The 12189-nt window shown below is 37.8% G+C and carries 9 protein-coding genes; 6 read left to right on the top strand and 3 right to left on the bottom strand.

The features are described from left to right. Window positions 1-77 precede the first annotated feature (77 nt). Entirely contained in the window at window positions 78-779 is a 702-nt protein-coding gene (locus YWA_RS0104425) for a hypothetical protein (RefSeq protein ID WP_022827292.1), read from the top strand. Here YWA_RS0104425 and YWA_RS0104420 read toward each other — a convergent pair whose 3' ends face one another. Continuing rightward, complete coding sequence (locus YWA_RS0104420; RefSeq protein WP_022827291.1) at window positions 780-1604, bottom strand: hypothetical protein; 825 nt, start codon at window positions 1602-1604, stop codon at window positions 780-782. A gap of 287 nt (window positions 1605-1891) precedes the next feature. Here YWA_RS0104420 and YWA_RS0104415 point away from each other — a divergent pair, with 287 nt between their 5' ends. Continuing rightward, complete coding sequence (locus YWA_RS0104415; protein WP_022827290.1) at window positions 1892-2527, top strand: NAD(P)H-dependent oxidoreductase; 636 nt, start codon at window positions 1892-1894, stop codon at window positions 2525-2527. Between the two features lie 109 nt (window positions 2528-2636). On the opposite strand, the gene YWA_RS0104410 is transcribed toward YWA_RS0104415, so the two are convergent. Next, window positions 2637-3035: a DUF2452 domain-containing protein gene (locus YWA_RS0104410; RefSeq protein WP_022827289.1), complete on the bottom strand. Its 399-nt coding sequence runs from the start codon at window positions 3033-3035 to the stop codon at window positions 2637-2639. A 319-nt stretch (window positions 3036-3354) separates the two neighbouring features. Here YWA_RS0104410 and YWA_RS0104405 point away from each other — a divergent pair, with 319 nt between their 5' ends. Further along, the gene (locus tag YWA_RS0104405) at window positions 3355-3978 is read left to right on the top strand and encodes a TlpA family protein disulfide reductase (protein ID WP_022827288.1); all 624 of its coding nucleotides are present in this window, start codon (window positions 3355-3357) and stop codon (window positions 3976-3978) included. Window positions 3979-4070: 92 nt separating this feature from the next. On the opposite strand, the gene YWA_RS0104400 is transcribed toward YWA_RS0104405, so the two are convergent. Next, entirely contained in the window at window positions 4071-7928 is a 3858-nt protein-coding gene (locus tag YWA_RS0104400; RefSeq protein WP_022827287.1) for a T9SS type A sorting domain-containing protein, read from the bottom strand. 511 nt (window positions 7929-8439) lie between these two features. Here YWA_RS0104400 and YWA_RS0104395 point away from each other — a divergent pair. The 3 genes from YWA_RS0104395 (at window position 8440) to YWA_RS0104385 (ending at window position 12138) form a co-directional block, all read left to right on the top strand. Further along, window positions 8440-9717, top strand: a complete 1278-nt coding sequence (locus YWA_RS0104395) for a DUF445 domain-containing protein (protein ID WP_022827286.1) — start codon at window positions 8440-8442, stop codon at window positions 9715-9717. Between the two features lie 102 nt (window positions 9718-9819). Then, window positions 9820-10665: a thioredoxin family protein gene (locus YWA_RS0104390; RefSeq protein WP_157505299.1), complete on the top strand. Its 846-nt coding sequence runs from the start codon at window positions 9820-9822 to the stop codon at window positions 10663-10665. Window positions 10666-10791: 126 nt separating this feature from the next. After that, window positions 10792-12138: an SLC13 family permease gene (locus YWA_RS0104385; RefSeq protein WP_022827284.1), complete on the top strand. Its 1347-nt coding sequence runs from the start codon at window positions 10792-10794 to the stop codon at window positions 12136-12138. The last annotated feature ends 51 nt before the right edge of the window (window positions 12139-12189 follow it).

Genomic DNA, 12189 nt, shown 5'->3' with positions numbered 1-12189 from the left:
GCGCAATACAGTGCATCAAAATTTAATTTATTTTAATACAATACTACCGTACAAACCATTTATCTCCCAATTTGACTATGAAAATACTTGTGGCATGCGAAGAAAGTCAGGCAGTTACTAAAGAATTACGGCTTCTTGGTCATGAGGCATTCAGTTGTGATTTATTGCCTTGCAGTGGAGGACATCCGGAATGGCATTTTCACCACGATGTTTTTGAAGTCATTGAAAATAAAGGAGGTGCGGTTCAAAATGGCGATATTATAAAAATAAAAGGAAGTTGGGATATGATGATTGCACATCCGCCGTGTACTTTTTTGGCGGTAAGTGGAGCGCGTTGGTATTACCATCCGGACGACAGCGATATGCCTTTTGACCAAAGACGGCCCCATCCACGATTTCCAAATCGTGCCGTGGATCGGGAAGAAGCACTTGCCTTTTTCATAAAATTGCTTGAAGCTCCAATTGAACGAATTGCGGTCGAAAATCCAGTAGGAATTGTCAGTACCCGCTACCGAAAACCAAACCAAACAGTGCATCCCTGGATGTTTGGTGACGAAGCCTCAAAAGCGACGTGTTTGTGGTTAAAAAACCTTCCGCTATTAGAGCCCACTAATGTGGTAGGAAAGGGAGAGCGACTTGTTTTGAGCAGTGGGAAAAGTTTGCCGAAATGGTATTCTGATGCTTTGACACTTTCTAAAAGTGATGCCGAACGACGCACGATGCGAAGCAAGACCTTTGAAGGAATGGCAAAGGCAATGGCCGATCAATGGACAAAATAGTCACATTCGAGCATGCATCCAAAGCTTTAATTCTTCTGAATTATTTTCAAAAATGGTATGGTACGGTTTTGCATCATTCAAATAAGTAAGGCCATTTTCCTTCGAAATATTTGTAATTCGCGTAACACCCACCTGAGAATGATCGCTGGTGTCAAAAGTAAGTAAGAAGAGTCGACAGCTTAGTGTTCGCGCTAAATTTCCGAGCACATTCCATGAAGGAAAATCGCCTTTACGTTCGGTTGTACCAAAAAAATACTTGTTGGGATCGTAATTAGAAACATTGTAAGCCGTTTTGCAGGTGCAAATTCGTTTCTCGTAAATGGCATTAACTACGTGTTGATTTTCTTTGAATGAAAATCCATCAATGTTTACACCCCAAGCCAGTTTGTTTTCAAATAAAACACAATCTATCATACTGTTTTTAATTCGATCAGCGGCATCGTACATGGGTTTTGTTTGGGTGTAAGGTTGTCGGTCGCGCCACCACACAATAAATTCAGAAATTGTGAGTTGGCATTCTTCTTGAAATATTATTTTGCTTTCAATGAGAAAAGTGTTGAATATTTTAAAGCATTGCTTTTCAACCACTGAAATAATGGTGTAGTAGGGAATTTGCAAGTGCTGGCAGAAATAGTATCGTGCTATTTCAACCTCGTTTTGTAAAATCCCAAAATCTATTTCGCTTATTTTATTCACTTGATAATTCTCAACTCCGCACTGATAAAGGGAATCCTTTTTTAAAACACCTTGTAAATCGAAAATGCCCAACTCACGAAATAGTGTGTTGGAATAAGGATGAATGCGTTCGCTGTCTCGTCGTTTCATAATTTGATTTTTTGGCGTTGATGGTATTTTTCTTAATTAGCAAATTTTTAAGTATAACTAATTTAGAGTAAAGCTAGTAATTTAAATGGTACTTCGTTAAAAGTCTTTTGTTTATTTCAAACATAGAATCATTTAGCAACGACTTCATTAATTTGCTATAAAATTCTAGTGGCTAATTCTATTTTGAATCAGGAACTAATTACAGCACGCTGATTCTTTTTAATAAAACTTTAAAACTCTTTTCTCTAATTAATTCTTAACATTACAAAAATTGAAAAACAAGAGTTATGAGTTTAATTGAAAATTTGAATTGGCGCCATGCCACGAAAGCATACGACCCCACAAAAAAAGTAAGCGAAGAAGACTTACAAAAAATTTTAGAAGCAGCCCGATTAGCACCGACCTCATCTGGATTGCAGCAATTTAGAGTACTTGTTGTTGAAAATCCAGCAATTCGAGCGCAATTGGTGGATGGATCGCTTAATCCGGAATGCATGGTAGAATGTTCACACGTCTTGGTTTTTGCCGCGTGGAATGAATATACGCCTGAACGAATAGATGCGATTTACGACCGAACAACTGAGGAGCGGGATTTGCCACAAGGCAGGTTCAATTCGTACACGGATAAGATAAAGGAAATGTACGGCAATCAGTCAAAAGAAGCGCATTTTAACCATGCAGCGAAGCAATCGTATATTGGTTTAGTATTGGCAATGGCTCAAGCGGCGGAACTTAAAATAGACACTACGCCTGCGGAAGGCTTCGACAATAAGCGAATTGACGACGTTTTGGAATTAGAAAAACGGGGTTTAAAAAGTGTAACTTTATTGTATATGGGCTACAGCGACAAACAACGCGATTGGCTTTCTACGATGAAAAAAGTAAGAAACCCTATGGAAGAATTCGCTATACGAATCAAATAGTGAACGAACGAAAGCAGCTGGATTGAATTGAGCTGAACGAACAGCATCTTTGAGAAGTAGACTTTTACCTTTCAGAGATGCTGTTTTTTTTTAATTATCTAGGTAAAAACTAATACAAATGCAACCATTTCTTATCACTGTTCATCTTGAACGTGCCGATGTGTTCTCTGTTCCATTCGTCTGGACCAATCAGCGAAAGGAAATTTAAACCATCTTTACCGCGGTATAAATGATACATCTCGCCAAATACAGGTTCAAAAGAAAATTTAGAATTGTAGACGATTTCATTCCATTCAAATTCTTGAATCAGACTTTCATATTGCAGTTTTAAGTCGTTGAACTTTGCCTCAAACTCTTTATTTACTGCCGTAATTCCTCGACTTTTCCACGATACCAAGTCGTCAATTCTGATGGCTGGTGCACCAACACTTGTCGCATAAGGCAATAAATGGGCGTTGTAGCCTTCGGTTTTTGAATACACCACATTATCCGGTTTTTTGTCTTCCATAGAGCTGATTTTTATTTTTGAAAAGGACCGAAAAGAGGTGCCTTCAAAATTTTATTTTATAAGTATTTAAAGAATCAAATTAGTAACGATACTGAACATCTTTTTCCAACTAAAATTACGTAGTCAGTTTGATTTGTATGCAAAGATAAATTATATTTTCTGTTTATCAATATGTTTTTAATGTTAAACAAAATTGAATGTTTTGGTATAATTGAAGTGGGAAATCGTAAATTCCTTTAATTAGAGGCAAATTTGAAAAATAACAAGGAAGTGCCGTACTTATAAAACAACGGACTTTCTGCACTAAATAAAATCTGAAATGAATTCCGATAATAACTCCAAGCCACTATCTACGAAGCAAAAGGCGATTCAATTTATTAAAAAACATGGTGGTTCCCTTCTCATGGTAATTGCATTTGTCACTATTATGGTGAATCCGGATGCCAAAGCCTGGGTATTGCAGAAAATAATGTTAACAGGAATTTTCAATGCTAAAATTGAAAATGAAAGTACCACGGCAGAACTTGCTCAATCAAATGATTTTGATTTTGTGAACCAAGACGGTACGGTTCAAAATACAATTGAATTAAGAGGTAAAGTCGTTTTTATTAATTTTTGGGCTTCTTGGTGTGGACCTTGTCGTGCTGAATTTCCTTCCATTGAGAAACTATATTCGAAATTTAAAGACAATCCAAACGTCTATTTTTTAATGATCAACCAAGACAAGGACATTTCAAAAGCAAAAAACTATATGGAGAACGAGCAATTTTCGTTTCCGCTTCAGACATCAAATTCCTACATCCCTTATGCTATTTATACGGGTAGTTTACCAACAACCGTTGTGTTAGATAAAAAGGGAAAGATTCGCTTTCACCATGAAAATTTTGCGAATTATGCTTCTGAGAAATTCAGTAAGCAGATGGAGGATTTGTTAGCAGAATAATAGCTAGTTTCACAAACGGTACGGATCCGCTTTTTTTAGAGCAAAAAAAAGCCACCCGAAGGTGGCTTGAAAAAAGTCTTAAAATAAAAAACTTATTTTTTAATCACTTTAAAAGTCTTCATTTCGTTTTCTGCTTGTACCTTAACTAAATAAGTTCCCGCAGCTAATTCGGACATGTTAACTTGACCCTTGTTTGCATTCAGATTTACGGATAAAACTTGTTGTCCTAAAAGATTGTAAACTGCTACAGTAGAAATAGTCGTAGTATAATTCAAATTCAACACATCTTGTACCGGATTTGGGTACGCTGTAAATGAATTGTTTTCAAATCCGTTTGATCCTAACGCTTCTTGAATTACAATGTTATCTACAAACAACAAACTTTGAAATTCATCCGAATACGCTTGAAATCCAATTACATATTCACCACTTGCTGTTGGGGTAAACGTCGCGATATTGGATTGCAATGTACCTTGATTAATCGCTGAATGATTGGCAATTTCAGTAGTCATTGCGGCAGCATTTGCCGTAGTTCCGAAGGCTACTTTTAATTTTTCAGTATAAAGGTCATCGTCATTTCCATACTCGTAAGATATCGAATACGTTGTTCCTGCAACTAACGTTACCTTGTTTGTGTAGAACCATGCATTTGCATCGTAGAACGCCCATTCAAATGAAAGAACTTTACTGTTAAAACCGAAATTAGATAGTGATTCAGTCGCCCAAGAATTTCCAAAACCAAGTACTTGACCTGTCGTACAAGTCGGTAAGTTTGGTACTACTGCATTTTCAAAATTAATCGTGTATGGTAAAGTTGCAGTCACACAATCTGTGGTCAATAAACCTGCATTACTCCAAACACTAAGGTCATTTGCATTGCAAATACTTCTTACAAAAAGGCGGTGAATAGCACCCGTAGCCAAATTTGTTAAATTTGCAGTAGTAATTCCTGCACCAACGGTTCCTGATGGCGTTGTAGCCACGTTTGGTACCAAAGCCAAATCTGTCGTATAAAAATAATCGTATCCATTTGCAGGCGCTGGAACTGATGCCGTCCAGTTAATGGTTGCCGTAGTGGTCGTTACGTTAGTGGCTGTTGGAGCTGAAGGTTTAAGACAAGAAGGTATTGCTTCCCATATTACATCGTCAATACTTACGGTTTGGTACGTTCCTGTTCCTACAAATTTAAACGCAACGTGAGCGTTGGTTGTTGCAGCAGTAAACGATACTGAATATTCAGTAAAAGTTGTTGTTAAAGGAAGGGTTTGTACATTGGTAAAAGTACCTTCTACACTTGGATTCGCCATCGTACCAACCATAATACTTGTACCTGCTGATCCTTTTGCTGTGAATTTTACGCGGTGTGTACTAAGCGGTAAAGCGGTTAACGACGGTGTAATTAGATACAATGCTGCAGCGGCATCACCAGAATTTGAAAGCTGTACATAATCAGAACTAGCACTAATTTGAACATATGCTGATGCTGAAGTACTGTTTTTAAGCGTATACCAGCATTCTACAGAAGGTACTGTATTTTCTACTGTGAAATTTTCAGTAAAATCACCAAAACTGCTACAAGCTGTTTTGAATGCATACGGTCCGTTCCATGGACTTAAATTCGTAGAACCACAGTTTGCTTGAATATAATACACGTAAGAAGTTTGAGCAGTTAAGTTGTTTAAAGTAACTGTCTCAGCTGTTACATCACTACTAACTAGGCCCGTTCCTTGTGTAAAGCCTGTTATGCCATATTCCACATTTACAGAAGGTGCTTCTGAAATCCATTCTAACTTCGCAGAAGTTGCCGTAATATCCGAAACGGTATTCATTGTCGGTGGAAAACACGTTGGTGCTTCAAGAATCGTTACTTTAAAGTCTAATGATACGCCATAAGTACCGCTGTAACATGGATTTGCTGGTGTAGCGTTCGCGTAAGTTGAAAGTACTCGCATTCGGTGTTCGCCCAATTGCGCTGTTAGAGGAATGTCAAACGAAGTGTTTAAAAGCGAAGGGATAAGATTTGACATGACTTGACCTGTATAAGCAATTTCAGATACATCAAAGTTAAAGTCGTTGTTGTAATCAATCCAAATCGTAGTATAGTAAGGAGATCCTGTTGAAAATTCAATATTCATTACATTATTAACGCCTCTTGTTAAAGGTAAGGCAGTCCCGGTGATAAAGTCCGCATGATATACGTCTGTCACAGGAAAGTTCGCGTTCCCAATTTGAACATTTGAAATTCCAGCTCCGTGATTTGAAGTTGGTAATGAACCACAGTAACATCCAAATTCATAGGTTGTAAACGTATCTTCCCAACAATCTTGGGTTCCATTCAAGTTATATGCTTTAATCTTGTAGTAATAAGTGGTATTTGGAGCTCCCACGTAAGAATAGGTAAGTGCCGTTGAAAGATCTAAATCGTTAATACCTAAATCAGTTCCGTTAGGTGTGGTTGCAATTGAAATGGTGTAGCCACTTGCAGTTGCAACAGGAGTCCATGTGAAAGCAGTTGCAAAATTTCCACAACCGCTCGCAGGTGTAGCCATAAATTCAGTAATGCAATCTGGGACTGTAGTTGGGCTTTCTTCCCATTTCACGTCATCAATATAAATGCTACGAAACGTTCCGCCTAAACCATGTTTAAAAGCGATGTGACTCGCAGTTGTAGAAGTATTTAAAGTTAATAAATAATCTTTGTAGACATTAGTCAATGCAATTGTTTGTAAGGTTACAAAGGTTGTTGGATCTTTTGGATCACTCATTGTACCCATGATCAAGACTTGATTATTAGCACCACCTCTAGCTTTAAATTTTAATTGATGTGTGTCCAGTCCAATCGCATCTAATGCAGGTGTTACGAATAGTACTTGTGCATTAGCATCACCAGAATTTGACATCAACACCGTGTTTGGCGTTGAAGATACCGTGTAGCTAATTACAGATATGTTGGCACTTGCACTTGTTGATTCAATCGTTTTAATCCAGCAAAGCGGTAATGCACCAGTAGCAGTGGTATCAAAATTCTCATCAAAATTTCCAAAAGGAGGACAAAGCGTTCTGAAATTAATCGGACCTGTCCAGCCACTTCCCATCGTTTCTGAGCACATACTTCTTACATATACACTATAATCTGTTTCTGATGCTAAATTTGATTGTAGAGAAGTAGGCGTACCTGTTACCTGATCTCCTGAAGTAGCACCCGATGGAGCAGGACTTCCTGCCGTTACCACATATACTTCCCAATCCGTTTGTCCTGTAGCAGCAGTCCAGTTAATAGTTGCTTCACTTGCAGTCGCATTATTTGCTGTGATCAGTGATGGAGCAGGACAGGCTTGCTGAATACCTCCTAAAATAATATTTGGAACAAAAGAACCTGAACCACGAACAGTAAGTTCATTTGGATCATTTGTTGGATTAGCAGGATCAATATTCATTTCATCCGCATACACATAAATAGTTCGATCTGTACTTACGGGGCTGAATCTGAATTTATCTGCAAAAGCGTCAAACTCGGCCATGTTTTCGTCTACGGCAACTACTAAATTGGATCCACCGTCAAAAGCAAAGGGAGTGGTTAACGTGATGGTTTTCCATCCTGGAGTACTTCCGGTTGTAATTCCGCCCGTATACACTTGAGTAAGTTCTGATAATGGAACGAAATCAGCAGATGAAGTGAAACTACTTTTACCTGTTTCGGCAAAATAAATAGTCAAATCCTGGCTGTTTGTCAACGCACCTGATCCGGTATAATACCACTGAATGGATGTGATGAAACCTCCTGCATTAATTTCAGATCCTAAATAAATGGTCTGAGCGTACGAATACTTAGCAAACGGATTGAATGGAGCATATTGTCCCGTGCTTAGACTAGTTCCTACAGCAACTTGACCGTATCCAGTAAGGATTGCTGATAAAAAAAACAACACCAATAGCGTAAATTTTTTCATAAAAGATATATTTGTGTTAATAATTTGTAAACTTACCTATTTGCTGCCATTTAGCCAATGGCAATATGCGGATTCAACAAATCAAACACGATGTGTGATATAGGGTATTTGTTGAAAAAACTGCTTTGTTTATGTAAAAATACTGCAGTTAGTCGATTTTATTTTGTTATTTATAACTAATTGTTAGAAAATTTAAAAAGGAATGTATTTATACATCTAAATTGATTTTAAAAATAACGTCATATAAAGCCTTCATTGAGGAAGAAAAAGAAAGCGTACTGCAGCTAACTTAATTTGTATTCAATTATAAAAAGTGAATGAACCAAGAATTATAAGTCGAAAGGCTGCTCATAAAATGCGAATTACGTTTACAATGTCATAACGGTTTTAAAGTCATAATTCAGCGTTATTTCTATACAGTGCGTTACTAAATTAAACAACTATTTTTATCGTTTTTTCAGTTACTTTTCGTGACTTTTTTCTTACATTTAAAATAAATTACCACTGTTACATGAAAAACAACCTTGGATTTACCTCTTTACTAATTGCTTTCTCCGGATTGCTTGTTTTTGAAGTGCTCATTTATATGGAAATCTTGACCCATTCCGGTTGGCACATTGTAAAGGCCGGTTTTGAAGCGGCAACGATTGGTGGCGTAGCCGACTGGTTTGCTGTGCGAGCTTTGTTTCACGAAATTCCAATTCCTTTCATTAGAAAACATACCAATATCATTGTAAAAAACAGAGAAAAAATGACCGAAGGCATTGTTGATTTGGTAACCAATGAATGGCTGTCACCCGAAGTGATTTCAGAGAAGCTGAACGAAGTTGATATCGCATCCGCCATTCTGGAATTTCTTCAAAATCCCGAAAGTCAACAGAAATCCATTGGCTTTATCAGGGAAATTGCTTTGAAACTGACCACAGAATTAGACCATCCCGAGTTTGTAGCGACGCTGCAAAAGATGTTGAACAGTCAAATAACCAACTTGGATTTAGCTTCGCCAATAGGCAATTACCTTGAAAAAGCAGTGAACAATGGAGAACACCATAAATTGTGGGAACTCTTAATTGAAGCAAGTGAAAAATCCATCAACAATGCCGAAACAAAAGAACTCATTCTTTCTAAATTAGAGGAAGCCATCAAAGAATACGGAGAACAAGGCTTTTTCAAAAAAACAACAATGTTCCTTGCTCAGAAAACAGGCGGTCTGAATATAAACAGTTTGACTGCGGAGTTGCTTTTTAAAACAAATGAAATGTTAGTGGAAGCCAAAGAAAATCCGCAACATCCCATTCGAATTAAGTTTGACGATTGGATCATTGAATTCGCACAAAATTTAGTAAACGGCCGCGAAAATGAAGTGCTTATTCTGGATAACATCAAAACAAAATTGATTGCCTACATGGAAACAGAACAGACGGTCCAAAATCTAGTGCGCAAATTTAAACAAACTTTTGCATCCCAGCTGGATACGGATGATACGCCACTGATGCAATTTTTTAAAACCAATTTCAACCGAATCGTTCTTGATTTACAAAATGATAAAGAAGCGCAAAGAAAAATCAATACATGGATTACAGAATCCATTTCGGCACTTTTGACTAAGTTTCACAGCGAAATTGGCAATATGGTGCGGTCGAGTATGATTAAATTGAATAACGAAGAATTGGTGGAACAAATAGAAGGGAAAGTGGGAAGTGATTTGCAATACATCCGACTCAACGGAGCGGTAGTGGGAGGAATGGTCGGCGTTCTTTTGGCAACAGCCAAATTACTACTGCAATAATGAAAAAACCATTCTTAAAATGATAAGGAATTCTAAAAGTGATAGTGAATTTGAAAATACTTTGCTAAGTTGCCCATTCGTACAATTTAAATATCGTTCACCATGAAAAATATATACCTAGCGTTTTTTATACTATCAGGCTTGTTGCTCAATGCACAAGTTGTTTTTGAATCTTCGCTTGTCATGGCTTTCAAAAAAGCAAAACAACAAAACAAACCGGTTTTCATTGAATACTACAATTCAGATTGTTCGGTTTGCAAGCGCTTGGGTGCTATTCTTCGGGAAGATGCGGCAGTTGCAAGCTATTATAACGCCAACTTCATAGGCTATGCGATGAATACCTACGACGACCTTTCTAAAGAAGATAAAATGTTTATGGAAGAGGCAAATCTCAATTTTGAAAGTGTTCCTGTATTGTTGTATTTTGACCAAAACAAAAACTTTCTACACCACAGTAACGGACAGATTGACGAAGAAACCGTTGTTAACGAAGCTAAAAAAGCACTGAATCCGATGTATAATTCTTCGGGATTAAAAACCAAATATGAAGCAGGAGACCGATCCGTTCGAACACTTTATGCCTATAGCGATGTGTTGCGAATCAATAAAAACGAGGCGTTACTGCAAAAAGTAGCACAAGAACTTTTTGAATCATTTAATAAAGCAGAATTGCCTACCAAGAAAAGTTACATCATTTTAAAACAAGTAGTCACCACTTCTGACAATGGTTTCTTTCAATATTGGATCAACAATTTAGACGGCTTAAAAGGTTTTGAAAAAGGCATTCACGAGGGAACGGAACAATCGCATTTGCAAACGATCGTTTTAAAAGAGTTGACTGATCCAAACCTGAAAAGTTGGAATACCACAAAGATAAATCAGTTTAAAGCATACATTTTAAAACTGAAAATTACGGATAATCCGAATGTCTTTTTCGAGCAATCCTAGTGAATCTCCACTGTGCAATTTTTTTAAAGAAGAATTATAATTTTACAGCTTTTTTAGCCTTATAAGTGGCTACCTTTCCCTTTCATTTAAAGTTGTCTTTTTTAGTCGACACCAAGCGTATTTGCTATGCACCAAAAGTTAAAATGGAAAGGCCTACTTTTTTCAACCATCGTCCTGATCGGTGTTCTTGTTGTACCGGTATTTGATGAAGTAAAAGTCAACAGTGCTTTTGCCATTTTGATTTTCGCAGCAATTCTTTGGATATCAGAAGCAATACCTCTAGCAATGACGGCTTTACTCATTCCTGTACTCGCTGTAGTGCTCAATATAGCCACGCCAGCCACTGCTTTTAGTGAATTTGCAAATCCCATCATCTATTTGTTCATGGGTGGTTTTGTCCTTGCAGGTGCGTTATCGGTTCACGCTTTAGACCGATTACTTGCTCATAAACTGATGCTTTTTGCAAAGGGAAATTTCTACAAATCGGCTATTTTATTAATGCTTGCCACATCTTTAACGGCCTGCTGGGTCAGCAATACCTCAACTGCAGCAATAATGATTCCGTTGGCGTTGGGGATTCTAGCCGTAACAGACAGCCATAAATCTACGGCGGAAGCCAAATTCTTATTGTTGGGAATCGCGTATGCAGCGAATATTGGAGGAATTGTAACCATGATTGCAAGTCCACCCAATGCGATTGGGGCAGCCTTACTGAAGTTGACCTTCTCGCAATGGTTGCTGTATGGCATTCCGATATTCCTGATTACATTTCCAATTATGGTGTTGGTGTTGACGTTGTACTTCAAACCAAATCGCCAGATGCTTGTTCCCACTGTGGCGCTACCCGGAAAGAAAAGTAAACAACGGACCGCATTAATCGTAATATTTGCGTTTACAATTTTATTGTGGGTTTTTGAAGGTGTGTTGTCGCCTTTGTTAAACATAACCTCTGGCTTTAGTTCACTAGTAGCCATCGTCGCTATCTTATTACTTTTCACCTTCAAAGTATTGGATTGGGACCAAATAATTACCGCAATACGTTGGGACATTCTACTGCTTTTTGGTGGTGGACTTACATTGGGTTTACTTGTAGAAAGTACGGGTTTGGGAACTATTTTAATTGGTGGAATAATGACTTTGAGTCAACAAGTTCCACTCATTCTTTTTTTATGGTTGATTGTATTGGGCAGTATTATTATGACTGAATTCATGAGCAATACAGCGAGTGCAGCGCTAATTTTGCCTTTACTGTACACCTTAGCTCAGGAAACGCAAATCAATCCCATGATCTTAGTCCTTCCGGCGACTATTGCCGCATCGTACGGATTTATGATGCCTGTGGGAACACCTCCAAATGCCATGGTGTTTTCCACAGGACTTGTACCCCAAAAAGAAATGATGAAAGCTGGTGTGGGTTTGAATATTATTTTCTCCATCGTTTTAACGCTGTTTTTCTATTTGCTTTTTCGATAAGAACGATGCAACCACAAAAAAAGAAGAAAATGGCGATCGTATATATGCCTT

Origin of the sequence: Flavobacterium antarcticum DSM 19726 (genome assembly GCF_000419685.1) — a bacterium.
Lineage (GTDB): Bacteria > Bacteroidota > Bacteroidia > Flavobacteriales > Flavobacteriaceae > Flavobacterium > Flavobacterium antarcticum.
The sequence above is the reverse complement of the archived record's forward strand: the minus strand, read 5'-3'. Positions and strand labels throughout refer to the sequence as shown.

What these genes read in the sequence shown, in the direction of transcription:
- YWA_RS0104425 (WP_022827292.1), top strand. Translation starts at nt 78, where the DNA reads ATGAAAATACTTGTGGCATGCGAAGAAAGTCAGGCAGTTACTAAAGAA.
- YWA_RS0104420 (WP_022827291.1), bottom strand. Translation starts at nt 1,604, where the DNA reads ATGAAACGACGAGACAGCGAACGCATTCATCCTTATTCCAACACACTA.
- YWA_RS0104415 (WP_022827290.1), top strand. Translation starts at nt 1,892, where the DNA reads ATGAGTTTAATTGAAAATTTGAATTGGCGCCATGCCACGAAAGCATAC.
- YWA_RS0104410 (WP_022827289.1), bottom strand. Translation starts at nt 3,035, where the DNA reads ATGGAAGACAAAAAACCGGATAATGTGGTGTATTCAAAAACCGAAGGC.
- YWA_RS0104405 (WP_022827288.1), top strand. Translation starts at nt 3,355, where the DNA reads ATGAATTCCGATAATAACTCCAAGCCACTATCTACGAAGCAAAAGGCG.
- YWA_RS0104400 (WP_022827287.1), bottom strand. Translation starts at nt 7,928, where the DNA reads ATGAAAAAATTTACGCTATTGGTGTTGTTTTTTTTATCAGCAATCCTT.
- YWA_RS0104395 (WP_022827286.1), top strand. Translation starts at nt 8,440, where the DNA reads ATGAAAAACAACCTTGGATTTACCTCTTTACTAATTGCTTTCTCCGGA.
- YWA_RS0104390 (WP_157505299.1), top strand. Translation starts at nt 9,820, where the DNA reads ATGAAAAATATATACCTAGCGTTTTTTATACTATCAGGCTTGTTGCTC.
- YWA_RS0104385 (WP_022827284.1), top strand. Translation starts at nt 10,792, where the DNA reads ATGCACCAAAAGTTAAAATGGAAAGGCCTACTTTTTTCAACCATCGTC.